The following is a 24,064-nucleotide window of genomic DNA, read 5'->3' as shown; positions in this document are numbered from 1 at the left end:
GCAAAAGGAAAGGCCTATATACGATCAAAGAAAAGACCCCTACATTAGAGGGGCCATTCTGTTTGGCAAAGCATCTATAATTTGCGCTACCTGTTCTGCACGTTCCTTGATCTCAAATTCATCGGCAGTAACCAGATGAACATGTGAGCAATATTTGCCATGCTCATAGATTCTCTCGGGTGTAATGAAGACAACGTCAGCAACAGCTTCCATCTTGTGTTTGTGCTTCTCGTACTGATCCGGATCAGTCAACGAATCAAATACGACTAGATCAGGATATGCTGTCTCGACAGAACTTGCCAGCCGGCTATCGTTCACCCAGTAGATCACGCGATCACCCTGAAACAGCGTACGGACATTCTGGCCCACACGGGCTACAACAAAGTTTGGAATCTCCGGATATGGATACTCCAAGGCATCAACCTGATAGAACTCATCACTGGAGTTGATATATATTACATTGTAGCCTACTTCCGCGAGTGCTTTTAACAGCCGTTGTGGTCGACGCCCGAATCGTTCACTATGGAAATCGATCGCAGGCAGATATACAATCGTTGTATCCGTGTTTGGGGTATATGTCGTAACATTGAACTCCGTCGCGTCAATCTCTATTTCTTCAAGCTCAATTGTCGGTGTAGTCGGTTGGCTACCAAACATTCGTTTAAATATCTTTCTCATTTCTCATACCTCCTATGACCTGATTAATCATCTTCACGGCATCCATTGCCCTGCCATCCCAGCTATTAGACTTAGCCACCCTTACTCTTGCCGCAATTTTGGAAGCACTATTCTCACGAATCGCTTTCTCCAACATCAATCCACAATTATGCTGATTCATAAAGTAAGTTACATCGCTGTACTTATGAACAATTTCCTCCATACGCGTTGTCAACACAGGTTTGCCCGCTGACAAATATTCGTAATACTTGATTGGATCGCAGCCACGGATCATCTCTGTCAGCTTGAATGGCACGATACAGACATCGAATTGAGCAATGTAGGCGGGAAGCACCTTATAATCTTTGTGCGGAAGACAAGTCACATTGGGATGCACAATATTTTTTTGATAGAGGGCATTGTTTCCAATCAAAACAACATGATAACCTTTATCTGCAATAGCGGTAATCAGCGAATAATCCACCCACGATGCCATTGCACCGTGGAAACCCACAATCTTTTGCCCTTCATGAACATCGGGGAAGTCCGCCGGTTTGGGCAGAATAACCCGCGCTTTCTCAAAATGTTGGTAATCTGCCCCGTTAGGGCACATAAAGATTGGTTTTCCGTCATGTTTATGTGCCTCATACATCACCTTGGCAGTCGTGGCAATAAGATCTGCACGGTCAAAACATTTCGGGATGTAGGATTTCCACACAGCAAACTCATCAGCCGAATTATCCAGGTAATCAAATACGGTAAAATCAAACTTCCGTCCATCCGAATAATTGTACTGACCTGGATTCGAGAACCAGAGTACCTTCTTTCCTTTGACCAGGTGATCGTAGTTCACACCTTTCTGCACAAGGAACAGATCCTCATTTAACTTTTCAATCGGTCGGGTCTGCTTTCTGTACGTTTCTTCATTGATAAAGATAGCCCGTATACCTGGAATATTAGAGAAGGCGGTCATCAATTGCTGAGGACGTTGGAACAAGAGGTTCCAGTCAAGTGCGGGCGGGTAGACAATGGTCATTTCTATACTTTCAAAAACCGGATTTTCTCGTTGTTTTCTACGAAGCAGCCAATTGAGCAATCAACTCCACCCCTTCCGCATAGGCATGAACGGGACGCAACCGAGTATCTACAAACAGTTCAAACCCCAATCTTCTAGCTTGCTCACAAAATGGTGCATCTTCACCTGTTGGATGGGAACCATATCGAACCCCTGCTTCGATCACTTCACGCTTAATCAAATATACGGCACCTGTCAGTTCTACCTGGAACAAACCCGCTTTGAATTCAGGTATATGTTTTCCGCCGCTCATGGCATTATGAGCCTTCAATTTTGGGTGATTCCGTATAAGCATTGCGCATATATCTTTGTCATTATCCATTAACTGCCGTAGGCTACCCTCAGGAATGATGATATCCGTATCAATTGAGAACAGATAATCACAGTCCGATTTCAGAAACTCATCCAGAAGCATATTCCTCAACAACGCCAGGTGGTGATAGGAATATTGTCCACGTATATGACCATATGTTCTCCCCAGATTATGAGTCAGATAAGGAATCTGATGACAATCAAGGATATGCTCCGTCTGATCTTCACTATCATTCAGGATGTACATATAATGCTTCTGCACTGCTTGTTGCTCAAGTGATTGCAAGTGCCGTTCCATAATCCAAGCCCGGTTACGTACAGGACTACCTATAAATACGTTTTTCACAGTCCATCCCCTCTCCCTTTTTACATAGTCTAGACTGTTCCTCAATAACCTTCGCACGTGGAACAAAAAAGGAGTGATTCCTCAAAAGAAGAGAGAGAACGAAGCATTTTTCCTATTCTAGTACAGAAGGAGTTGATGAATATGTATACCAAAAAAACCATTATTCACACATGGAAAGAAGGTGACAAGCATGCTGGGGAGTGTAGAATTAATCCACAACTGGTTCCAAATGGCCTCTGATGGAGAAGCCCATGCTTCTGTACGATTTGGGGATGCTTCCAACACCATTCTGGCCCACGATACCGTTCTGACTATGGATTTCATTAAGTCTCATTACGGCTGGTTGAACGACCCTACCTATTGCGGGATAACCTTACCCAATGCAAGTGCGAGGGAAATTATCGTACACTGCCTGCGAAAAGCGGATTACGTCGGACATCTGACCCAGACAGATCACTGGTATTTCAAGCCGTTATTCGATATGTGCCTTGCATATTACAAAGTTGAGCCCAGAGAGACCTTCTATGCTTTTGAGAATAATTACATCGCCCGATTCAAGTTATTCTACGAAACATTCAAGACCATGCCTATTCTGATCTGCGGAGCCAAGGCCGAGCAATATCGAGAAGTTCTGGAGCGGAGATACGGGTGGACAAGCATCGTGGGAACGGTGGACTGCCCCTCGTGGTCTCATGTGAGCACAGCATCCAAACAAATGGAACATATCTACCAACAGACACCGTGGAAGCTTGCTCTGGTGTGTGCAGGTGCACCCGGCAAGGTACTGGTTATTAAAGCCAAAGAACTGCAAACCGTAGGTGTTGACTTTGGTTCCGGAGCAGATGTTGCCATTCAAGCCGACAGCGAAAATCTGAACGCATGGGATTACAACGGATTTCCTGATTATTGGGAAGGCAGACCCAAAAAATGACCCTCTCCGGGTCTTTTTTGCTGGATAAAACTATGATTCCAAATCCGATTTTATTGACTTAGTAGCTGTTGATAATTTAAACTATCTGCCTTATTATTGTTAAGATAACTCCTAATCTAACCTGGTTTAAACTTGCATGAAGAGGAGCTCTGCTAAGATATTCAAACCGTTGGAGGGAAATGTAATGGCGTACTCGCAGTCAAAGACCGAAATAGTAGCAACTCATTTACGAACAAGATTTATGGAAGGTAACGTAGAGGGACATGAGATCGTTGTTGCCTTGATCAGTATGGTCAAAGCTGAGAAGATTAATTTAGATGAGGTTGCCCCTATTCTCTCTACAGTCTTTTTTGAACAACCGCAAGGTATTCTATTGGCGCTCGAAAAAGCAAGCACTCTGATTGATGATGAATTAATTGATTCCATTCTCCACGAAGTAAACGAAAAAGCTTAATCTTACATACAAAGGGAGAGCTTATCATCAGATTTTAATTTACAACAACCAGTTATTCTCTCCACACTTTTAGATTGAATAGATTCATCACTGAGAAATTGGAATTTCTCGTTATTTTCTGTCCTCCTCCGCTTATTCTAGTAGTATTACGAAGGAGGGGACACCAATCGAGACAGTGAATAAAGCCATTTTATTTTTAACTGTTATTGAAACCATGCTTGAAGCACTCCACCATACAGAAGTAGATCAGACAGAACTTGTGGATTCGCTTGTCATGTTAGGTTTTGATCCCATTGAGATGTTGTATGAGACAAATACCATTAGATCTTTCCAAAAGATATGTAGGGCTTTCGCAGAACTCCATCTTACAGATGAGGCCCTGGACACGTTCTCAAAAGAGTAGTTACATAACCAGAACCCCACATCACATTCGACGTGGGGTTCTGCTTTTTTATATTTATGAATTTTGAACCCTTTTTGAACCGGATCAGCTTAACCTTCCCCATCCTGCCTCGTATAGGTCATCTAGGGACTATGGACATCTCCATCGCCCCTGTTGACTCTGACTTAATAAACGAAAGGATGGTTGTATGAGCTCACCCACACCAACACATGTAACCGAAACAAATCAACTCGCTGTTATTGGAGTCGTCGATGAAAACTCGATTCAGACCCAATATGAACTTGAGTATCCTGACCATATCGTGATCATACAACATTTTTATTTTTTGAAAGATCCAGCACACTTTAACTCCTGGTTAACCAGCAGACAGGCATAACCTCTATCTGAGATGTACTTTGGGTCAGGACTTTTTACGTCTGCGCTCATCAATTAAAACCTTCAGTAACAGCAACTCTCCATAGGTTAACTTCTTCTTGCGTACCTTCTCTACCCATGCCCAATCTTCAATCACCTTGTCGTTGTAGGCATCTCCAATGTACTGATCAAGTTCATTCCAGGCCCATTGTGCATAATCCAGAACTGTATTCATATCATCATCCTCCGCGACTGCTACTTCTTGTAGTGGGTTTAATTTTATATGTACTGCTTGCTTAAATCTTTCATATTCACCTGGTTGTTTAATCCATGGCAGCGGGCATTCCTTCCATCCAACCACTTCTTTATGTGTGAAGAAGACGGGTGGAAAGCCCCGTTCCCTGATTAGGTATACCGCGAGGTCTACAACGTTATTAAATGTATCTTCATGAATACTGCCATCCTTTTCAATGCACATCTCAATGCCCACTGTACTATTGTTAGGATATGTCCCAAGTTTGGCTATAGCTTCCTTCGTGTATGTTGCACTCCCACAGTGATAGGCTAGTTCATCATCCGGGAGACTGTTATATATCGAAGTGCGATCTACCGAGAAGTGTGCGCTTGCATAACGACCTTTCACTGCTTTATTGGAATCCTGCTGTGCCAGACTTGCAAAGTATTTGCTAATGTTCTTCGCGGGCGCTCCGGGAGAAGCCGTATAATGCATTACAATTCCACGTTTCGCTTTTAATTTAAGTCCGGCCCGACTGTATTTATTCACAGGTATGTAATCCTTGGAGATCTGTATCATGACATCTTCTCCTTATCTTCAACTTGATCTTCATTCCCTCGAAGCTTAAAGAGTGCTGAAGTGATAAACTTCGGTACAGGCAGGCCCAGTTTCCCCAGGTTCTCCAATATACTGATTCCTTCGGTACCAATGATAAACATTAACATTGCATCTCGCATAAAATCATTGGAATTGCCTGCAACCATATCCAGTTGATGTGCAATAATGACAAAAACAAATGTCAATGACTTACGAGCAAGCCCCCACCATCCAACTCTGCTGGATAACTCCTTCCTATACCATGCAGACAGCACCCCTGTGATGTAATCCAGCCCCACAAAGATGGTCACGGCAATAAACAGGTGATCAATTCCTCCTACCAAATACACGACTGCCGATAGCAGCCAGCCAAACAAAACCATAAAAACGGTGTCTCTGTGCATTAACGTTCCCCCTTCAATAACCTATTTCATGTCTAGGTTAGGCGGATCATAGACATAAGTCTCATGCAATACGGAAACCTCCGAAAAAACACTCACCATCCGCTAAACAAACAGCAAAAAATCCCTCACGCTTGGATGCGGGAGGGATCATGACGAAATGATTCAGCTATACGTTGATGGATCTGGTGTAACTGGTACACCTGTTGTATTCGTTGGTGTTGTATTCCGTTGGAACATGCCTTGAATTCGGTCCAAAACATAAGGGGTGGAGTCAATGAGTTTCTCAAACAGATGTGTGGAGTTATCGAGTGGTACAATGTGTACCCCCTGTTTACCTACCACCAGGAACGCAATAGGACGTATGGACACACCGCCGCCACTACCGCCACCAAACGGAGAAGCCACTTTAGCTGAACTCGCATGTTCAGCAGAGGTACCCGTAGCACCACTTTTGCCACTACTTTCTCCATTAACGTGAAAATCACTACCACCGGCAGCAAATCCGAATCCCACCTTACTGATTGGCAAAATCACGGTACCATCTGGTGTTTCGACTGCATCGCCAACAATTGTATTGACATCCACCATGGCCTTGATATTTTCCATTGCGGTTTCCATTAAGCCTTGAATTGGATGATCTGACATTTGAATTCCCTCCAGTTTCAATGTAAGCTAGGTTTGATCTAACCATATCATCCCCAAACTTGAAGGGACTTATGTAATAAGCATTTTAAATACACTCACCAAATCCCAACCTTACATTCCCAAAAACAGACCGACTATGATGGGTTTTTATACTGTTGTCCCACTAAGTTTCTTCTTTTGCTTCTCCTTATGCCTGCGGCGCTGTTCCTGAAGAAGCTTGAACCACATCCGCCATCCGCCTTCGACTTGAAGCACACGGGTGAGTAGTGTAACTCCAGCGATCAGGACGGCTGTAATCCGAATTTTCACTCTGAAATCGAGCTCCGTTCTAAATTCCATTTCATCAGACCATACCGGCATAACCTGAAGCACAGGTGTTTCATCAAAGCGGATCTGATAGGTGAGAAAACCAATAATAATGGACTTGATACTCCACACCCAGCCCGTCAGCACCGCTGTATATGCTGCATCACCAACGCCGATGTGGGTAGCCCAGGACAGTTGGGTCATATGTACGCGTGTAAGTGTTTGCTTCAGCCACAGCTTGAGCGCGTCCGTTGCCCTAAGCATAATTTTCACATCTTTAGCCCACTTTTTGACTTTGCGTTTGTTGACCCGCTCGCTTCCCTGGGCCTCGCCTCTCGAATGATTCATGGATTGTTCGGTCTTGACCAGAAAACCTTCCTTCATATTGCGAAAAACAATACTCGGGATCTCATAGTTAATCCGCACAATTCCATAGAGAAGACGAACATTAATATTGGCGTAATCATCACTTTTATGTTTACTGAATGTAAAATGTACATGAACATTTGAGATGAGGACTGCGGCAATCAGCAATGCGAACAACAAACCGATTCCTCCAAGCCAAATCCACACAGGCCTTACCTCCAAGCCCTCAATTCTTTTCTCGTCTAGTATGGCACTCTGAATAGGAAAAAATTCACGTCTGACCTAAAAATCCCATTTCATATTTGTTTGGAAAATGTTTTACACACCATTTATCTAAAATAATGCACAAAAAAACCGACTCCACTGATGGGTGTCGGTTAGTATGAGCTTGCAAATTAGAGTGAAGAGTCCGTATTATCGTCTTCGTTGTCAAATTGACTTAGATCATCCACCGGATCAGCACTTTCCGGTTCCAGTTGTTGCAAATCCAGTTTGTTGAATAATAGTTGTGTCTCTTCCTCCAGGTTTTCGGAATCTTCGAACAAGCCTGGTTCCGGAAGGTCTTTAATTGTTGCCAATCCGAAATAATCCAGGAATGACTTGGTCGTTCCGTACAGAATTGGTCGTCCGATCGCCTCGGCTCGTCCCACTTCAATAATTAGATCCTTATTCACAAGCGTATGGATGGCCCGCTCCGATTTTACACCGCGGATTTCCTCAATCTCTACCCGTGTAATGGGCTGCCGGTACGCTACAATAGCCAGTGTCTCCAGAGCCGCTTGGGATAAGGACGTGCGTGCGGGAGAGTACGCCAGTTTCTCAAAATACACAGCATGCTCAGGCAAGGTGCCCAACTGAACTACACCCGCGATCTTGAGAATCTGTACACCTCGTCCCTGCTGTGAAAATTCATGAATCATCTCCTCAATCGCATCCGTTACAAGCTCCACTCGCTGGTCAACGATCTCGGCGATTTGTTTGATACTCAGACCCTCTTCTCCGGACAAAAACAGCAGGCCTTCAATAATCGATTTCAATTTCGGAAAATCCATGATTCTTTGTTTCCCCTCTCCACTCCATAACGATATCCTCAAACATCCGTTCCTGATAACAGACAATCTGCTTCATCTTCATCAGTTCCAGCACCGCCAGAAAAGTGACAACAATCTCATGGCGATAGATATGTTCATCCATCAACTTGGAGAATAACAGCCTGCCTCCAGGCCCCATACTTTCCAAAGCGCCGATGACATCCCGTATCCGGTCCTTAACCGATATTTCATCCCGTTTGATCCGGGTTACGGTTGTACGCTTCTCAGCCTTACGTAGCGCCTTCTGAAAGGCTGCAATCAGGTCAGAGGTGTGTAAACCCTCAACCGGGTTCGATTGTGCTTCTAAGGGCATATAGGGGCGCAGATCCTCGGGCTCTTTGGAAAATATAAGGCTGCGTTCCCACTCCCGTTCATGAAGATGACGCGCAATTCCCTTGTATTTGCGATATTCTATCAGACGTGCAATCAGCTCTGCACGTGGATCATAATCTTCTTCTTCCATAAAATCATAATCCTCGAAGTCCTCAATGACCGGTGGTTTGGGCAATAAAAGTTTGCTCTTGATCGCCAGCAATGTTGCTGCCATGACCAGAAATTCACTCGTAATATCCAGTTCCAGTTCCTGCATCGAATGCAGATACGCCATGTATTGATCGGTAATATCGCTGATGGGAATATCCTGGATATGAATTTCAGCCTTATCAATCAGATGAAGCAGCAGATCCAAAGGCCCTTCAAAAGTCTCCAGTTTGTATGTAACTACCGTCACTAGACGAATCCTCCCGCCAGAAAAATACAAAACCCTGCTAAGCCGTCCGAATCCGGTTTCCCGTGTTCGTCTGCGCAAAGCAGGGCACTACTATTAAATAAGCACTATTTTAGCTGTTTCGTCAAGTTTGCCATCTCAATTGCCGCCGTAGCTGCATCCCAACCTTTGTTACCCGCCTTGGTTCCGGCACGTTCAATCGCTTGTTCAATATTTTCTGTTGTAACCAGTCCAAAGATCGTAGGCACGCCAGTTTTCAGGTTAATTGCTGCTACCCCTTTAGCCATCTCGTTGCACACATAATCGTAATGCGTAGTTGATCCACGAATAACGGTTCCCAGGGTAATCACCGCATCATATTTGCCGCTCTCCGCCATTTTCTGCGCAATCAAAGGGATTTCGAACGCACCTGGAACCCAGGCTACATCCACTTCATCATCCTGCACGCCGTGACGTTTGAATGCATCGAGCGCTGCGCTAAGCAATTTACTGGTGATGAATTCGTTGAAACGTCCAACGACAACTCCATATCTGGATCCTTCTGATACTAAATGTCCTTCAAAAAATTGTGGCATTCAAGTCATCTCCCTAACGGTATAATATAATGTAAGTAACGTAAATTCCTAAGTAATCACTTCCATAAATTACATGGTGAAAGTGTGTTCATCTAAAACACATTTACTCTTCGTTCTGCTCGATATCATCGAACTTGAGCATATGCCCCAGCTTGGCTTGCTTGGTATGAAGATACACCGTATTGTCCTCGTTCTCTTCCATCTGGATCGCAACACGCTCTACAACTTCAAGTCCATATCCTTCAAGACCCTTAATTTTACGAGGGTTGTTAGTTAGCAGTCTGATCTGACGAACTCCAAGGTCTTTCAGAATTTGGGCACCAATCCCGTAATCACGCAAGTCGGCAGCAAAGCCCAGCTTCAGGTTTGCATCCACCGTATCCAGACCTTCTTCTTGCAGCTTGTAGGCTTTGAGTTTGTTGATCAGCCCAATGCCCCGACCTTCCTGTCTCATATATAGCAGTACGCCATTGCCTTCCTCATGGATCTGTTTGAGTGCCGCATCAAACTGCGGACCACAGTCACAACGGTGCGAATGGAACACATCGCCTGTCAAACATTCAGAGTGTACACGTACCAGTACGGGTTTAGAACCATCTATTTCACCTTTAACCAGAGCCACATGTTCCTTGTTGTCCACAGCGTTTGTATAAGCCACCGCTTGAAACTCACCAAAGTCCGTCGGCATACGCACAGCCACTTCACGTTGAACCAGCTGCTCTTTTTCGTTACGGTAACGAATCATGTCCTGAATACTGATCAGCTTCAGATCATGCTTGCGGGCAATCTCCTGCAGATCCGGAAGTCTGGCCATCGTGCCATCTTCCTTAATCACTTCACAAATAACGCCAGCAGGGTAGGAACCACACATGATAGCGAGATCTACAGCCGCTTCCGTATGTCCGGCACGACGAAGTACACCGCCGTCTTTTGCAATCAGCGGGAACATGTGACCAGGCTTACGGAAGTCCCCGGCTTTTGCCTCAGGATCGATTAGACCTTTCACGGTAATAGAGCGTTCATGTGCCGAGATACCTGTTGTTGTATCTTTGTGATCCACAGAGACGGTGAAGGCTGTTCCATGGAAATCCGTATTTTGTTGAACCATCGGTTTCAGGTTAAGTTCGTCCGCACGTTGTTGTGTAATCGGAACACAGACCAGACCTCTACCTTCAGTAATCATGAAATTAATGACTTCAGGCGTCGCCTTTTCGGCCAAAGCGATAAAATCGCCTTCATTCTCCCGATCTTCATCATCCACAACAATGACGGGTTTACCACGCATGAGATCATATATGGCTTCTTCTATTGTGTCCAGAATGGATTGTTCTGACATTGGTCCACCTCCAGTTAATTTCTGTTCTCTATTTATGCAAATCCGTGATTGGAGAGAAAATCTTCACTGATACTGCGCGGCTTGCCAGCACCCGTCTCCCGATGTCCTCTCCCATACTGGAGCAGATGATCCACATATTTGCCCAAAATATCGCATTCGATATTAATGGTATCCCCTGTCTTTTTCACATTTAGTACAGTTTCACCAATGGTATGCGGGATAATGGAAACCGTGAATGCGGTATCCGATGTATGGACAACGGTCAAGCTAATGCCATCCAGTGTAACCGATCCTTTGGGGATCAGATATTTGAATAACTGGTGATCATCAGGCTTGATCTCAAACACAATTGCATTCTGATCACGTGTTATACTGCCGATCACTCCAGTACCATCAACATGGCCCTGAACGATATGGCCGCCAAAACGACCGCCTGATTGCATGGCCCGCTCCAGATTAACTTTACTGCCAGATTGCAGCTGACTGAGATTGGTATGGCGATAGGTTTCAGGCATTACATCGGCGGTAAAACCTCCACCTTCGAGCGTTGTCGCAGTTAAGCACACGCCGTTCACTGCTACACTATCACCAATCTTCAGATCGTCCATGATGGCGGAAGCTCCGATATTCAGGACCATCGCTTCGCCTTTCCGACCAATACGCCGGATCTGACCGACTTCTTCCACCAAACCGGTAAACATGCTGCCGCCTCCCTTTTTCAAGTTATAAAGAACCTAACTTTCTACTTTCAAATCCATTTATTTATTCAGGCCACACCGGAATACCGCCAATGCTGATATTATCTCCAACTTGTTCGATCTCCAACTGATTCAATTGAATCGCCTGATTCATACGTTCCACACCCTCGAAGCGGAAGCTTCCAGGTGTATCATAACCGCCTACAATCTTCGGAGCGATAAACATGAGCAGTCGATCAACCAACCGTGCCTCCAGCATAGCTCCATTCAAGGTACCTCCACCTTCAAGCAAAATTGAACCAATGTCACGCTCACCCAACTTGCTAAGTCCGTTTAACAGATCCACACGTGGTCCAGGACCACAGCGTATAATTTCGACGCCGTAGGCTTCCAAACGTTCAGCAGCTTCAGGACTGGCTTCGTCTGTTGTCAGCACCCATGTTGGAGCAAGACCATCCTTAACCATTTTGGCACCTACGGGAAGACGTAACTTGGAATCCACTACAATGCGCACTGGACTAATGCCTTCGACTTGCAAACGGGTTGTAAGTTCCGGATTATCGGCGATTACCGTGTCGACGCCAACCATAATTCCCTGGTGCCGATGACGAAGGGCATGCACAATCTCACGAGCGGGCTCGTTAGAGATCCACTTGCTGTCTCCGCTGCGCGTTGCAATTTTGCCATCCAAAGTAGTAGCCGTCTTCAGTGTCACGAAAGGTAGACCCGTTGTAATAAACTTAATGAATTTTTCATTCATACGTCTTCCACGCTCACGCAGTACGCCAACTTCAACTTCAATGCCTTGTTGACGAAGCATGCTTATGCCCCTGCCGGATACTTGCGGATTTGGATCTTCACAACATACCACAACACGTTTCACCTTTTCATGAATCAGGCGTTCACTACAAGGTGGCGTCTTGCCATAATGACTACAAGGCTCAAGTGTAACGTATACCGTACTTCCTTCTGCATCACTGCCTGCCATGTTAAGTGCATGCACCTCTGCATGACCGGTTCCACGTTTCAAATGGCTCCCCAGGCCTACAATACGACCTTCTTTCACAACTACACATCCAACGACCGGATTGATCCCCGTCTGTCCCTGTGCTCGTTCCGCCATATCCAATGCCAGTGCCATATAAAATTCATCATTGATCATTTCCAAATCCGTTCACCCCGCGGTTTAAAGTCTTGTTTATTAAAAAATCCCCGTCGAACAATCAGTTCGATGGGGATGATGAGAGACAATTGTCACCAGCAGGAGTGAAATGGATACAGCACGCCAACACTTTGCCCAAAACTTCATTTCGGGCAAGTGAAAATAGACACATACCTTAATGAACATCAATTACAGGTAAAGAGCTTTTATAGTGCGGCATATGTATGGAACTGTCCGGCGTAACCGGATCTTCCCTGCACAGTCCAAGCATCACAAATCGTGACTGTGCAGCAATACTCCTGCTGAATGCAAACCTGTTAGGTCTGCACCTCTCCTTCTCCCATCCAGACTATACTGTCGGTTCTGGAATTACACCAGATCAGCCATCTGCCAATGGCAGACAGGTCACGGACTTTGCATCAAGTGCTGGACATATGTCCAGACACTTGATGCATCACCGCCGGTAGGGAATTGCACCCTGCCCTGAAGGATTGCTTTCGTTATTACTTGGATGTTAGCACTTTAATGCCAAAAAATCAATTGTTTTTTGTTCCTTTTTGTCACATACTAACTTTTAATAAGCTAAGAAACAACAAAAAACCGCTTCCTCTCAAGGAGGCACGGTTTTTGCTTGGAGGCCCATTTCACACCCATCGCAACATTCTACATATCAGGAAAACACCAGCTAGCCATATGCTTTAATTCTTTGGCATTATGAAATGGAGTGCGGTCAGGTTCTTGCAGGGGCGAAGTCGGAAGCGGGAACTCTCTTGCCACCCTTCTGACCCAACTTGTGGAATCGATCGCTATAGCCGAGCATTTCCAGCGTCCATTCGCTCTCGGTCGAAACGTCCCATGCAAATCTGCTTTACCCGGCATCTCTGGAAAGACACCATCCAGATATTCAACGATGACGCGCTTGTCTCTGACTTCATGACAGTATACAGTCACCCATACACCTTCCCGGACCCGAACAGCATACACATCTCCAGACTGTACCTCCCCGGTACCTGCATCAGGTGATGCCTTTGGTACTTTTCCACGAACACTTCTCTTCTTCTCCAATGCCCCTAAGATCGTGTCCTTTAGAGCTGGACTCTCATCAGGCTTATCCGCAAGTGATATATTATTCAGATCAAAATCATGAAATATCTTGTTCAGGTTGTTCTCATTAATTCCGACAGATGAGTCCCACCACGCCAGAGGGGCCTGCACTTCCACCCGCACATTGGGGCGTGCGTCACGCTGCATGTAAGAGGTAAATTCCGTGATCATTCCAGGATGCTCCGGCGTATCCAGTATGCCAATCAGAGCTAACGTCTCAAGCAAATCACGGTAGGCATATTCCTTCTGTGTAGGCAAAAGACGTTCCTTCTTGAGCGCTACTGCTGCCTTGCTGTAACGTGTTTTGGGAGGTAATTCGCGCAGCACCGTTAACACCGCACGGAATGTCCAGCGGTCGTACTCATTGGGTATTGGAAGCTCCTGCGCGGCAGCCAGCTCTCGAAGTGCCAACACATATCCAAAAGGATCACCGTCCAACGGGGTTCCATTGGTCATCCGCCAATACCATTGCAGCGTTGTGTCGGTTGCTTGATCTACACTTAATCCGCAGATCTTGCAAGTGTTCGAAGATGGATATGGCGTATGTTCATGGCTTGGCATACTGCTCGCAATAAGCTTGCCCGTAAGCAACGAACGCCAGATCATGGGTGCTGACCACAAAGAGGATACAAAGGCCTGCGCTGCATCATTGATCGTCCATTGATTCGCAATTTTTTTCAGCTCAGCAATCGTTTCATCATGTTGCGGACGTACAAATCGATTCGGTTCATGCCCGGCTGCCTCAAGCGCTTCTCGATCCTTTACCGATAGACTATCCGGAACGACATGGCGCGATGCCTGCAGTTCTTCATCCCACAACGTGCGCTCACTATAAATTTGTTTTAACAAGCTTAGCTGAGTAACCATATCCAAGGTTTCATTCATCCTTTCTAATTATCGATTTCAAGTATGTAAAAAAAATAAAAAAAGTGCTTCTATAAAAGAAGCACTTCATGTTTGGACCCAGTTAAGGTGAAGGTATTAAGCTTCTACAACTTCAACAGTTTCCATTTTGTCTTTACCTTCTAAAGCGTCCACGAACTCCATACCTTTAGTTACTTTACCAAATACAGTATGTTGTCCATCCAAATGTGGTTGCGGTTGGTAGCAGATGTAGAACTGGCTTCCACCTGTGTTACGGCCAGCATGTGCCATAGCAAGTGTTCCGCGCTCATGTTTGTTCGGGTTAATTTCACAGTTGATTGTGTAACCTGGGCCACCTGCACCGCTACCGTTAGGGCATCCGCCTTGAGCTACAAAGCCCGGGATAACGCGGTGGAATGTAAGACCATTGTAGAAACCGGAGTTAGCCAGTTTCTCAAAGTTTGCTACTGTGTTTGGAGCTTCTTGATCGAACAGATCGATCAGAACTTCTCCGCCGTTTGCCAATTTAATTTTCGCTTGTTTCGCCATATGTAAATGACTCCTTTCGTATTGACCATCGTTAATGGTGCCAGAACGCATGACCCTGGGCCAAGCATTACAGCACTTTTCTTAGTGTACACCGAAAATGTCTGGATCGCAAAAAAAACGGCAACTTTTTTCATGATTTAGCTCAAATACGCAAAAAGCAGACAAAAAAGGAAGTTCCCTTTTCATCTGCTTCAACTGCAAAATCCCTATATCTTGAATAATGCAGAATCGCATTATCTTTTGACGAATTAGCGAGTAACTGGCTGCTTTCCAATGCGCGCAGGTACCAGGTCATTCTGGATGATATCTTGATACGTCTCACGGCGTACCACGACATCCCCTTGACCGTCTTTGACAAAGACAACAGCTGGACGACGAATCCGGTTGTAGTTGCTCGCCATGGAGTAGTTATACGCACCTGTGCAAGCTACAGCGAGCAGGTCGCCGCTTTCCACTTTTGGCAGGTCCAGATCCCAGATCAACATATCGCCACTCTCGCAACATTTACCCGCAACAGATACTGTTTCCTGAGCAGCCTCATTCGCACGATTGGCAAGCACAGCTTCATACTTGGATTCATACAAAGCAGGACGTGGGTTATCGGTCATACCACCATCAACGGCAACGTATTTACGCACGCCTGGAATGTCTTTGCTTGTTCCGACGGTATACAGCGTTGTTCCCGCTTCACCCACGATGCTACGGCCTGGTTCAACCCAGATCTCAGGTACGGCATAGCCGATTTGAGCAAAATGATTTTTAACGGCGTCTGTAATAGCCTTCACGTATTGCGCAACTTCAAGTGGCGTATCTCCATCGATATAACGGATTCCGAATCCACCACCAAGGTTAACCACTTTGAAAGCAACATTAAGACGCTCATATACACTTGCTGCAAATTCAGCAACACGTTGAACCGCCATCTGGAAGCCTTCAACTTCGAAGATCTGGGAACCGATGTGGGAATGCACACCGAGCAATACCAGGTTAGACTGCTTGGAAGCCAAGTCAATCGCTTCAAATGCTGTACCATTACCGATATCGAATCCAAATTTGGAATCCGTTTGACCTGTGGAAATATATTCATGCGTATGTGCCTCAACACCAGGCGTCACACGAAGCAAAATGTTTACTTTACGATTTTTGTCCGCTGCTACAGCCTGCAACAGATGCAATTCATTGAAGTTATCAACAACAAAGCATCCAATCTCTGCATCAAGAGCCATTTCGATCTCTTCCAGCGTTTTGTTGTTACCGTGGAAGTGAATGCGCTCAGCCGGGAATCCTGCTTGCAGTGCAGTAAACAGTTCACCGTCAGATACAACATCCAGGGAAAGTCCTTCTTCAGCTGCAAGGGCACACATCGCCATTACACAGAATGCTTTACTTGCGTAAGCAACCTGGAAGCCCAATCCGGAAGCACGGAATGCTTCCATGTACTCTCTGCAACGCTCGCGAACCAATTGCTCGTCCACAACGTACAGGGGAGTTCCAAATTGTTCTTTCAGATCTGTTGCATCAACTCCGCCAATCTCCAGATGTCCTTGCGCATTTATTTTACTTGTACCATGTAAATACATAATCTGCATTCCTCACTTTTTATATACTGGAACAATTGATATTCCAATGATTTTACACCAGTATATCAAATTAGGCAGCGAGATGAATGGATTTTTTGGAAGATCATTTGTGTTTTTTACTTTTTTGCAGTTCCCCGTCCGGATCATCGGACATTTTGGTGTTGTCACGGGTTTTATTGAATGATGGACGTTTTTTATTTTCCAGCAGCGGAAGCCGGAATAAAAAGTTGCCCAAGGCCTTTGCATTAAACGGTATAAAAGGCCAGAGATACGAAGAATTGTACGACCGGTGAACGGTGAGCGCCAATATGAGTAATGTACAGCCCACGACCAATCCCGGAACCTTGAATATCGCAACAGCGACTAGCAGAACCAGCCTGACCAACCTGTTGGCGAGACCCAGCTCGTAACTCGGCGTAGCAAACATACCGATGGCTGCAATGGCCATATAGAGTACAACTTCATTGACAAAATATCCTGTTTTGACGGCGATATCCCCAACTAGAATTGCCGCGATCAAGCCCATGGCCGATGCCAGAGGTGTAGGCGTATGAACCGCTGCCATCCGTAATAAATCGACGCCCAGTTCGATCAGGAGAAACTGTAGAATTAACGGCAGCTTTACATTTTCCTGCGGACCAATGAAGTCAAGTCCCATCGGTTTAATCGAAGGGTCAATAACCATGAGAAGCCATAATGGTAGCAAAAACAACGAGATGAGAATCCCTGCAAAACGCACCCATCGTAAATATGTTCCCATCAAGGCCGTCTGTCTGTTCTCCTCCGCATGCTCACATAGGTCGAAAAAGGTCGTTGGTAGAATCATCACACTGGGGGAAGTGTCTACGAAAATGACGACTCGTCCTTCCAGCAAATGAGAAGCTGTAACATCTGGTCGTTCCGAATAACGAACGAGTGGGAACGGATTCCATCCCTTGTTGATAATCGCTTCTTCCAGCTGTTTATCGGCGGCGGGAATACCATCGATATCCACTCGTTGAATTTTTTCCCGGACTGAATCCACCTGCACTTTATCCACAATATCGTCAATGTACACCACGCAGACATCGGTTTGTGTTCTCCGCCCCACCTGCATGATCTCAAATTTCAGTCCAGGGTCGCGTATTCTGCGACGCACTAAGGTCACGTTGGTCAAGAGCGTTTCGGTAAAGCCGTCTCTGGAACCGCGGACCACCCTTTCCAATGAAGGTTCTTCTGGTGAACGAACCGGGTAACTCCGGGTATCCATAATTAAGACCGAGCGATCTCCTTCAACGAACATTGCGCTCATACCGGTAAGGACCTTGTTGATGACAGCACTCATCTTGTCGACTTTTTCCACCTGAATGTGGGGAATGTAACATTCAAAATAGGATTTGAGCGCGTGTCCGGACACGTCATCCGGTGTGAGATAGGTCAATCTTTTTAACACTTCCAGCAATATCTCATCCTTCGCAAAACCGGTGATCATCAGCAATCCAACGTGCTTGCCACCCAGGACCATTTCCCTCATATTAACATCGAACGATTCTCCAAGCCCCAGTACCTGTTCCAGTGTATATCTGTTCTCACTCATGCGTGGGGAGATATCATCGTTTTCCTGCCAATATTGTACGGACTCCTCAATGCTGTCGGACATCTCATTTTGTTTTTTCTTATTGTACGCTTTCTCCTCTTCTTCCTTCTGAATCTCATAAGCAGACTTGTGTAACATCTCTTCCGTTATACCTTCACTATTTTCCTGGCCTGTGTGCTCCGTTCGTTCATCCATCTTCCATCCTCCTATGGCCACGAGTTACCGCTGATATATGAAAAAATCAAACAGGGAACCTGTCATTTTGCCCAAAATCATGGCGAGCAGTAATCCAAACAAATAAGGTTTCATGCCCAATCGTTTGGCTAGCACAGGCAGTACATTAAGCACTTCAGTGAGCGCTGCGGCGAGCAGACCGATGAACACGCCACAGAACAAACCAACGATCGGGCTGAGCAGCAGCACCCCATGCATTTTCCAATGCCAGAAGTCCGCCACCGTCCCGAGCAGTGAACCACCTATTAGCGCCCCTTCGTACCAGTGAGTCTTGTCATACGATTGCGTAAGTTGAGCCAACCTGGGAATCATATTGAGCACCAGAATGAGCGCAATTACGCCGCTCCCTACGGCAATTCCCCCTGCAATACCCAATACAATGCTGATTGCTCCATTAAGAACGCTCATCCGCATTCATCTCCCTGCGTTCCTGCTCGTGCATCCGTTCACTTTCTTCAATCACCACATATTTATCTACATTTTGCTGGTATAGGAACATCTCTACTTCCAGCGGGGTAGGTTCCTCATTCCACTTTTTCTTGAACAAATGATTAAAAAATACTGCCATTCCGAATCCAATGCCAATGGAATACGCCACTTGGAACAGATAGGGATGTTCGTCCCGATGCCCAGTAAGCATCTCCACAATACGAATCTGTACTTCCTGCATGTTCACATCGGCATGAAAATTCATGATGGTTAAGGCTGATCCAAAGAACAGTAGCAACCAAACCAGAATGAACAGGGACTTGGAAGGTTGACCATTTCCCGCGATGACTTCAACCAACGTATGACCTGATCCCATCAGTTCCACACTTACCTCGGGCAAGATGTTCCGAATCCGGGGAATAATCTGCAATATATCAATGAGGATCAGATTGCCATCCTCCGGTCCAGGGCGCAGCAGTTCAAGCTCCAGTAGCCTGCCCTCCTGGTCTTCAGAAGAGGTCAGTACATGTGCAATGTCTCCAAGCTTGACTGCTCTGCCCCTCTGGATGCGAATACGGCTGCGCAGACGAATATAGACCATTGGAGTGGGTGTCTGGGACATCCTTAGCACTCCTTTACTGCGTAATTTAGGTTAGTATTTGAAGAATGTGCAAATTTATTACAAACTGGTTGGAAAAAAGGTGGAAGGCTGAGTTGGCGCTGCGGGATGGATCGGTCATTGGTCGCTGTTGCTCGGGGGGAGGATACACGCAGACACTCCGACGGCAGACCAACCTTCTGATCGCTGTTGTCTCCAAATTCTTATGATTGATTTCTAAGTGTTAGAAATTTGGAGACAAAGGCGAACGCTTCGCTTCTTCAGGTCTAATCTGCCGCCTGCGTTGCTTGTGTATCATTAGGCAATCCCTCACGCTCTCCTTGTGACCGATTCCATCCCTCCGCTGCCCATCTTCCTCCCGTTTCCAAACGTTTGAAATAAATATGCTGGGGAGGTGGCAGGAGGGGAATTGAAAGATGAGCTTTTTGGGGTTATTTTGCTCAAAATTCTATGACTTTGGAGTTGTCTTCTTGGACCGTCTAGACTACAGTTGTGTAGAAAATTTGGAGACAAAGGCGCACGCTTCGCTTCTTTAGGTCTAATCTGCCGCCTGCGTTGCTTATGTATCCTTAGATGAACCCTCACGCTTCGCTCCTTGTGACCGATTTGGGGCGTAGTTGAGTGTGAAGCATTATTTTACATATCAAAAAAAGTCGCCGTATGGGCGACTCTTCGGTATTGGTAGTTAGGTTCACGGATCATGTACAAGAACTCAACAATTATGTTCTTTTTCGTTTTTGTTCAATTCCCTTCTAAATCGTAAAGGGGTTGAATTCATTGTTTTGCGGAATTGGTTAATGTAATAACTCGTGCTGTTAAAACCAACCTCATAGGCAATTTGAGTGATACTACGCTCGGAGAGTTGCAATAGTTCAATGCTTCTTTGGATGCGGTACTCTATCACATATTGCATGGGTGTGGTTTTCAGAATTTGCTTGAAATAACGGCACGTCTCCGATCGGCTTAACTGTCCGGACTTTGCAATATCTTCCAGCTTAATTGGATCGGCATAATTGAGATCAATCCATTGCAACATGTCTTTCATTCGGTTGTTTCTGCTCATCTCTGATAGATCATGTTCCAGGGAATATCCGTTCATAATCAGTAGTTTCCACATATTAAGCACTGCTGAAGCAATATTCACTTCGTAAAAAGGAACTTGGTGCACTAGCTCCTTTCTAATCCGTGCAACAGCATCCAAGATCTGTTCTCCCCAAGCGTTAGCACTTTCGATATACAGAAAAGGCAAATTAGTTGCTGTTACATATGGATGTACGTACTTTATATATAAATCCGAAGGCATGATAACGTGTGGGGACAAATTCAGACATAAATAAATGCAGTTCTCGCTCACCCCGTGATCTTCGGCCATATGCATTATTCCACTGTTGATAAAAATCCCGTCACCTTTGGACAAAATCATCTTTTGATCGTTGATATGAAACAACGCCGTACCCTGAAGAACGGCAACAAACTGCAATTCATCATGCCAGTGGAGAGGAATATGTCTGTGAACATTTTGAACAATGGTTGTCTCATAACAAGCTATAGATAATGTTTCGGTACGGTGTTGCGTCATTTCTTTCAAATGTTGATCAATGATAAATTCGATCTTCTGCATGGCCCTCATCTCAATATAGTTATATTTTTAAGTTTAATATTGATATAAATGTATCGTATTTCTCCTTAATATAACACTATTCTTATATTTAAGGTGAGGCGAACAAGAATGACAACTTCTGCAAAATCCAAAATTTCAGGCATCGTACTCGTTCTGACGGGAGCCATCTGCTGGGGCATTGGGGGGACGGTATCTCAAAAACTGTTTCAGCTGGATGGAATTGAGGTCAATTGGTATGTCACTGTTCGATTGTTGATTGCTGGGTTACTATTACTGGTTATTCAATCGTTTACAAATGGACGATGTCAGATTTTTGATGTATGGAGAAATAAAAAACGGCTGGGCAGATGATCATTTTCGGATTGGTGGGCATGCTCGCCGTTCAGTATACGTACATGGCATCCATTAAACACGGCAATTCAGCAGTGGCTACACTCCTGCAGTACCTGTCCCCTGTCATGATCATGATTTACATCGCACTCCGTAAGCAGTCGGTCCTCACACGCAATGACCTTGCATGCGCCGTTCTGGCTCTCAGTGGGTGTTTTCTCCTGCTCACGAATGGCTCGCTTACGCAGTTATCTGTCTCCTCGCTCGCAGTGATATGGGGACTGTTATCTGGGGCTTCAGCAGCATTTTATACGCTGTATGCCGTGCAACTGATTAAAAAGTTCGATTCACTTGTTGTGGTCGGATGGGCTATGATCATCGGTGGTTTGGGAATGAGTTTTATTCACCCCCCCTGGAAAATGAATTTTGCTAACATCACGCTTGAAACCTACGGTTATTTGATATTTACGATCCTTTTTGGAACCATGATTGCTTTTTGGTTTTATATTGCGAGTCTCAAGAGTCTTACACCCAAGGAAACTAGCCTGCTCGGGAGCGCAGAGCCGCTTGCTGCTGTTGGAACAACCGTCATATGGCTCCATGAACCTTTTGGCTTTTATCAATGGATTGGTATGGCATGTATTCTTGGCATGATGCTGGTCATGCAGTCCAATCGTTCGGGATCTCCCCGTATTAACAACAAATAACCTCCCTCGCCATAATGCGCGATAGAAGGTTGTTAGTTGTCGTATATTGGTGTATATGCGCCAATATTGTTGTTGCAATCCCAGAATCACTGCGCGATCTGGTCGCGTATGGATTGCAGTATTTTTTTCTCCAGACGTGATACCTGTACCTGAGATATTCCCAACCTGCTGGCAACCTCGGACTGGGTCTGATCCCGGTAATACCGAAGATAAACGATTAACCGCTCCCGCTCACTGAGACCACCGATGGCTTCGTTTAGCGCCAGTTTGTCAAACCAACGTTCCTGAGACTCGTCGGCAATCTGATCCATTAACGTAATGGGATCACCGTCGTTCTCAAATACCGTCTCATGGATGGAGGTCGGTGGTTTGTTCGCTTCCTGGGCAAATACGACTTCCTCCGGGGTTACCCCCAGCTCTGCGGCAACTTCCTTAATCGTTGGTAAACGATCCAGATGTTTGGACAGTTCGTCCCTTTTTTTGCGGACTTTATTCGCCATCTCTTTCAGTGAACGACTGACCTTCAGGGTACCGTCATCCCGCAGGAATCGCTGGATTTCTCCGATGATCATCGGTACCGCGTAGGTTGAGAACTTCACGTCATAACTGAGATCGAATTTGTCTACTGACTTGAGCAGACCGATACAACCAATCTGGAACAGATCTTCCGGATCATATCCCCTGTTCATAAAACGCTGTACGACGGACCAGACGAGTCTGATGTTGCAGTTCACCAGCGTATCCCGTGAGACATTGTCACCCGACTGACTGAGCGCAATCAGCCGTTTGACCTCGGCATCGTCCAAATAGGTCTGTGAAGATGGTTTCACTTCAGCATCCATAAGAACACCAACCCCTAATTATACAATGCTTTCTTGGATTCAATCCTTTTTTTCATCTTGATGGAGGTGCCTCTGCCGGGCTCACTGCTGACTTCGAATTCATCCATAAAGTTTTCCATAATGGTGAAGCCCATGCCCGACCGCTCAAGTTCGGGTTTGGACGTATATAGCGGCTGCTTGGCCAGTTCAAGATCTTCGATTCCTTCACCGCGGTCTTCCACAATGATTGTGATCATGTCTTCCCGAATCTCCGCCTGGATGGACACCACACCCTCGGAGTTGTTGTTGTATCCGTGGATGATGCTGTTGGTCACGGCTTCCGAAATGACCGTTTTCAGGTCACTGAGCTCGTCCATCGTTGGATCAAGCTGGGAGATAAACGCAGCAACGGTTACCCGTGCAAACGACTCATTCTCTGACTTGGCCGCGAATTGCAGATTCATGAAATTTGTCCCTGTTCCTTCATTCATGAGACGACCTCCAGACCTGAGAGAGCAGTTCCCTCATTTTCGTATATCGGCATAATCTTAAACAGCCCCGACATTTCCAGCAAACGGTACACTGGCGAATTGACGTCACAGACCACCATCTTGCCACCTTTATTCTTAATGAGCTTGTATCTTCCCAAAATGACACCTAGACCTGAACTGTCCATAAATTGCAGATCTTTCAGGCTGAGTACGAGATGCTCGCTTTGTCTCCGCTGGATGGCTTCATCCATCTGCATCCGTACCATGTCAGCTGTATGGTGATCCAGCTCCCCGGATAATCGTACAATCAGAATCCCGCGATGGTGTTCCATTTCCACATGCAAGTTCACGTTTGCTCACTCTCCTCCCTGTCTTAGAACAAGGATTTCTACGCTTCCGAAGGCTTTTCCTGCCCCCCGACAAAACTAGAAGAAAACCCCTATTTAACTACAAAATATGTTCGAA

At 45.6% G+C, this 24,064-nt stretch carries 27 protein-coding genes, 1 pseudogene and 1 riboswitch; of the genes and pseudogenes, 5 read left to right on the top strand and 23 right to left on the bottom strand.

What is annotated here, in order from left to right:
* Positions 1-39: 39 nt before the first annotated feature.
* From MKY28_RS06750 to MKY28_RS06740, 3 genes are read right to left on the bottom strand one after another with little or no spacing between them, the layout of a single operon-like run.
* A complete protein-coding gene (locus tag MKY28_RS06750) occupies positions 40-678 on the bottom strand; it encodes a hypothetical protein (RefSeq protein WP_036672299.1) in 639 nt (212 codons plus the stop codon).
* Positions 662-1,753, bottom strand: a complete 1,092-nt coding sequence (locus tag MKY28_RS06745; protein ID WP_340030793.1) for a glycosyltransferase — start codon at positions 1,751-1,753, stop codon at positions 662-664. The genes MKY28_RS06750 and MKY28_RS06745 overlap by 17 nt, the downstream gene beginning before the upstream one ends.
* A complete protein-coding gene (locus MKY28_RS06740; protein WP_076328274.1) occupies positions 1,731-2,390 on the bottom strand; it encodes a glycosyltransferase family 2 protein in 660 nt (219 codons plus the stop codon). Before MKY28_RS06740 ends, MKY28_RS06745 begins: the two co-directional genes overlap by 23 nt.
* A gap of 190 nt (positions 2,391-2,580) precedes the next feature.
* Here MKY28_RS06740 and MKY28_RS06735 point away from each other — a divergent pair, with 190 nt between their 5' ends.
* The 4 genes from MKY28_RS06735 (at position 2,581) to MKY28_RS06720 (ending at position 4,554) form a co-directional block, all read left to right on the top strand.
* Complete coding sequence (locus MKY28_RS06735; RefSeq protein ID WP_127550998.1) at positions 2,581-3,321, top strand: GT-D fold domain-containing protein; 741 nt, start codon at positions 2,581-2,583, stop codon at positions 3,319-3,321.
* A gap of 184 nt (positions 3,322-3,505) precedes the next feature.
* On the top strand, positions 3,506-3,775 hold the full coding sequence (locus tag MKY28_RS06730; RefSeq protein WP_036607821.1) for a hypothetical protein: 270 nt from the start codon (positions 3,506-3,508) through the stop codon (positions 3,773-3,775).
* A 175-nt stretch (positions 3,776-3,950) separates the two neighbouring features.
* Complete coding sequence (locus MKY28_RS06725) at positions 3,951-4,178, top strand: hypothetical protein (protein ID WP_076328272.1); 228 nt, start codon at positions 3,951-3,953, stop codon at positions 4,176-4,178.
* Between the two features lie 187 nt (positions 4,179-4,365).
* Positions 4,366-4,554: a hypothetical protein gene (locus tag MKY28_RS06720; protein ID WP_076328271.1), complete on the top strand. Its 189-nt coding sequence runs from the start codon at positions 4,366-4,368 to the stop codon at positions 4,552-4,554.
* 24 nt (positions 4,555-4,578) lie between these two features.
* Here the strand turns inward: MKY28_RS06720 and MKY28_RS06715 are convergent, their stop codons facing one another.
* The 17 genes from MKY28_RS06715 to MKY28_RS06635 form a co-directional block, all read right to left on the bottom strand.
* Positions 4,579-5,346, bottom strand: coding sequence for a peptidoglycan recognition protein family protein (locus tag MKY28_RS06715; protein WP_340935378.1), 768 nt, complete (start codon positions 5,344-5,346; stop codon positions 4,579-4,581).
* The gene (locus MKY28_RS06710) at positions 5,343-5,768 is read right to left on the bottom strand and encodes a phage holin family protein (RefSeq protein WP_169482043.1); all 426 of its coding nucleotides are present in this window, start codon (positions 5,766-5,768) and stop codon (positions 5,343-5,345) included. Before MKY28_RS06710 ends, MKY28_RS06715 begins: the two co-directional genes overlap by 4 nt.
* A 162-nt stretch (positions 5,769-5,930) precedes the next feature.
* Positions 5,931-6,413, bottom strand: a complete 483-nt coding sequence (gene ytfJ / locus MKY28_RS06705) for a GerW family sporulation protein (protein ID WP_036607830.1) — start codon at positions 6,411-6,413, stop codon at positions 5,931-5,933.
* A 147-nt stretch (positions 6,414-6,560) separates the two neighbouring features.
* Positions 6,561-7,292 (bottom strand): DUF2953 domain-containing protein, encoded by a 732-nt coding sequence (locus MKY28_RS06700; RefSeq protein WP_036672305.1) that lies wholly within the window; start codon positions 7,290-7,292, stop codon positions 6,561-6,563.
* Positions 7,293-7,480: 188 nt separating this feature from the next.
* Positions 7,481-8,137, bottom strand: coding sequence for an SMC-Scp complex subunit ScpB (gene scpB, locus MKY28_RS06695; protein ID WP_340935375.1), 657 nt, complete (start codon positions 8,135-8,137; stop codon positions 7,481-7,483).
* On the bottom strand, positions 8,106-8,906 hold the full coding sequence (locus MKY28_RS06690; RefSeq protein WP_340935374.1) for a segregation and condensation protein A: 801 nt from the start codon (positions 8,904-8,906) through the stop codon (positions 8,106-8,108). Before MKY28_RS06690 ends, scpB begins: the two co-directional genes overlap by 32 nt.
* 104 nt (positions 8,907-9,010) lie before the next feature.
* Complete coding sequence (gene ribH, locus MKY28_RS06685) at positions 9,011-9,478, bottom strand: 6,7-dimethyl-8-ribityllumazine synthase (protein ID WP_017687651.1); 468 nt, start codon at positions 9,476-9,478, stop codon at positions 9,011-9,013.
* Between the two features lie 103 nt (positions 9,479-9,581).
* Positions 9,582-10,814, bottom strand: coding sequence for a bifunctional 3,4-dihydroxy-2-butanone-4-phosphate synthase/GTP cyclohydrolase II (locus tag MKY28_RS06680; RefSeq protein ID WP_017687650.1), 1,233 nt, complete (start codon positions 10,812-10,814; stop codon positions 9,582-9,584).
* A gap of 32 nt (positions 10,815-10,846) precedes the next feature.
* Positions 10,847-11,515, bottom strand: coding sequence for a riboflavin synthase (ribE, locus tag MKY28_RS06675; RefSeq protein WP_036607839.1), 669 nt, complete (start codon positions 11,513-11,515; stop codon positions 10,847-10,849).
* 61 nt (positions 11,516-11,576) lie between these two features.
* The gene (gene ribD / locus MKY28_RS06670) at positions 11,577-12,680 is read right to left on the bottom strand and encodes a bifunctional diaminohydroxyphosphoribosylaminopyrimidine deaminase/5-amino-6-(5-phosphoribosylamino)uracil reductase RibD (RefSeq protein WP_036607842.1); all 1,104 of its coding nucleotides are present in this window, start codon (positions 12,678-12,680) and stop codon (positions 11,577-11,579) included.
* A gap of 322 nt (positions 12,681-13,002) precedes the next feature.
* A riboswitch (FMN riboswitch) is annotated at positions 13,003-13,169 on the bottom strand.
* 168 nt (positions 13,170-13,337) lie between these two features.
* Positions 13,338-14,627 (bottom strand): hypothetical protein, encoded by a 1,290-nt coding sequence (locus tag MKY28_RS06665; protein ID WP_340935372.1) that lies wholly within the window; start codon positions 14,625-14,627, stop codon positions 13,338-13,340.
* Positions 14,628-14,759: 132 nt separating this feature from the next.
* A complete protein-coding gene (locus tag MKY28_RS06660) occupies positions 14,760-15,191 on the bottom strand; it encodes a peptidylprolyl isomerase (protein ID WP_017687646.1) in 432 nt (143 codons plus the stop codon).
* A gap of 248 nt (positions 15,192-15,439) precedes the next feature.
* On the bottom strand, positions 15,440-16,771 hold the full coding sequence (gene lysA, locus MKY28_RS06655; protein WP_017687645.1) for a diaminopimelate decarboxylase: 1,332 nt from the start codon (positions 16,769-16,771) through the stop codon (positions 15,440-15,442).
* Between the two features lie 103 nt (positions 16,772-16,874).
* Positions 16,875-18,542 carry a spore germination protein gene (locus tag MKY28_RS06650; RefSeq protein WP_340935371.1) on the bottom strand — a complete coding sequence of 556 codons (1,668 nt, stop codon included), beginning with the start codon at positions 18,540-18,542 and terminating at the stop codon, positions 16,875-16,877.
* A 24-nt stretch (positions 18,543-18,566) separates the two neighbouring features.
* On the bottom strand, positions 18,567-18,995 hold the full coding sequence (locus MKY28_RS06645; RefSeq protein WP_340935369.1) for a stage V sporulation protein AB: 429 nt from the start codon (positions 18,993-18,995) through the stop codon (positions 18,567-18,569).
* Positions 18,976-19,632: a stage V sporulation protein AA gene (locus MKY28_RS06640; RefSeq protein ID WP_340935368.1), complete on the bottom strand. Its 657-nt coding sequence runs from the start codon at positions 19,630-19,632 to the stop codon at positions 18,976-18,978. The genes MKY28_RS06645 and MKY28_RS06640 overlap by 20 nt, the downstream gene beginning before the upstream one ends.
* Before the next feature lie 709 nt (positions 19,633-20,341).
* Complete coding sequence (locus MKY28_RS06635) at positions 20,342-21,250, bottom strand: helix-turn-helix transcriptional regulator (RefSeq protein WP_340935367.1); 909 nt, start codon at positions 21,248-21,250, stop codon at positions 20,342-20,344.
* A gap of 108 nt (positions 21,251-21,358) precedes the next feature.
* On the opposite strand from MKY28_RS06635, the pseudogene MKY28_RS06630 reads away from it, so the two are divergent.
* Positions 21,359-22,287, top strand: a pseudogene (locus MKY28_RS06630) (DMT family transporter).
* An 86-nt stretch (positions 22,288-22,373) separates the two neighbouring features.
* Here MKY28_RS06630 and sigF read toward each other — a convergent pair.
* The 3 genes from sigF to spoIIAA are packed head-to-tail and all read right to left on the bottom strand — an operon-like array spanning position 22,374 to position 23,949.
* On the bottom strand, positions 22,374-23,129 hold the full coding sequence (sigF, locus tag MKY28_RS06625; protein WP_340935366.1) for an RNA polymerase sporulation sigma factor SigF: 756 nt from the start codon (positions 23,127-23,129) through the stop codon (positions 22,374-22,376).
* 14 nt (positions 23,130-23,143) lie between these two features.
* Positions 23,144-23,599: an anti-sigma F factor gene (spoIIAB, locus tag MKY28_RS06620; protein WP_036672324.1), complete on the bottom strand. Its 456-nt coding sequence runs from the start codon at positions 23,597-23,599 to the stop codon at positions 23,144-23,146.
* The gene (gene spoIIAA, locus MKY28_RS06615) at positions 23,596-23,949 is read right to left on the bottom strand and encodes an anti-sigma F factor antagonist (RefSeq protein WP_017687636.1); all 354 of its coding nucleotides are present in this window, start codon (positions 23,947-23,949) and stop codon (positions 23,596-23,598) included. Before spoIIAA ends, spoIIAB begins: the two co-directional genes overlap by 4 nt.
* Between the last annotated feature and the right edge of the window lie 115 nt (positions 23,950-24,064).

The organism is Paenibacillus sp. FSL R5-0473, assembly GCF_038004565.1.
In the GTDB taxonomy this organism is placed as follows: Bacteria; Bacillota; Bacilli; order Paenibacillales; family Paenibacillaceae; genus Paenibacillus; species Paenibacillus amylolyticus.
This window is presented reverse-complemented; position numbering and strand designations above follow the sequence as displayed.

Excerpts from the sequence above, each read along its gene's own strand:
- MKY28_RS06750 (WP_036672299.1), bottom strand. The coding sequence starts at position 678 with ATGAGAAAGATATTTAAACGAATGTTTGGTAGCCAACCGACTACACCG.
- MKY28_RS06735 (WP_127550998.1), top strand. The coding sequence starts at position 2,581 with ATGCTGGGGAGTGTAGAATTAATCCACAACTGGTTCCAAATGGCCTCT.
- MKY28_RS06730 (WP_036607821.1), top strand. The coding sequence starts at position 3,506 with ATGGCGTACTCGCAGTCAAAGACCGAAATAGTAGCAACTCATTTACGA.
- MKY28_RS06720 (WP_076328271.1), top strand. The coding sequence starts at position 4,366 with ATGAGCTCACCCACACCAACACATGTAACCGAAACAAATCAACTCGCT.
- MKY28_RS06715 (WP_340935378.1), bottom strand. The coding sequence starts at position 5,346 with ATGATACAGATCTCCAAGGATTACATACCTGTGAATAAATACAGTCGG.
- MKY28_RS06710 (WP_169482043.1), bottom strand. The coding sequence starts at position 5,768 with ATGCACAGAGACACCGTTTTTATGGTTTTGTTTGGCTGGCTGCTATCG.
- ytfJ (WP_036607830.1), bottom strand. The coding sequence starts at position 6,413 with ATGTCAGATCATCCAATTCAAGGCTTAATGGAAACCGCAATGGAAAAT.
- scpB (WP_340935375.1), bottom strand. The coding sequence starts at position 8,137 with ATGGATTTTCCGAAATTGAAATCGATTATTGAAGGCCTGCTGTTTTTG.
- ribH (WP_017687651.1), bottom strand. The coding sequence starts at position 9,478 with ATGCCACAATTTTTTGAAGGACATTTAGTATCAGAAGGATCCAGATAT.
- MKY28_RS06680 (WP_017687650.1), bottom strand. The coding sequence starts at position 10,814 with ATGTCAGAACAATCCATTCTGGACACAATAGAAGAAGCCATATATGAT.
- ribE (WP_036607839.1), bottom strand. The coding sequence starts at position 11,515 with ATGTTTACCGGTTTGGTGGAAGAAGTCGGTCAGATCCGGCGTATTGGT.
- MKY28_RS06660 (WP_017687646.1), bottom strand. The coding sequence starts at position 15,191 with ATGGCGAAACAAGCGAAAATTAAATTGGCAAACGGCGGAGAAGTTCTG.
- lysA (WP_017687645.1), bottom strand. The coding sequence starts at position 16,771 with ATGTATTTACATGGTACAAGTAAAATAAATGCGCAAGGACATCTGGAG.
- MKY28_RS06650 (WP_340935371.1), bottom strand. The coding sequence starts at position 18,542 with ATGGATGAACGAACGGAGCACACAGGCCAGGAAAATAGTGAAGGTATA.
- MKY28_RS06645 (WP_340935369.1), bottom strand. The coding sequence starts at position 18,995 with ATGCGGATGAGCGTTCTTAATGGAGCAATCAGCATTGTATTGGGTATT.
- MKY28_RS06640 (WP_340935368.1), bottom strand. The coding sequence starts at position 19,632 with ATGTCCCAGACACCCACTCCAATGGTCTATATTCGTCTGCGCAGCCGT.
- MKY28_RS06635 (WP_340935367.1), bottom strand. The coding sequence starts at position 21,250 with ATGCAGAAGATCGAATTTATCATTGATCAACATTTGAAAGAAATGACG.
- sigF (WP_340935366.1), bottom strand. The coding sequence starts at position 23,129 with ATGGATGCTGAAGTGAAACCATCTTCACAGACCTATTTGGACGATGCC.
- spoIIAB (WP_036672324.1), bottom strand. The coding sequence starts at position 23,599 with ATGAATGAAGGAACAGGGACAAATTTCATGAATCTGCAATTCGCGGCC.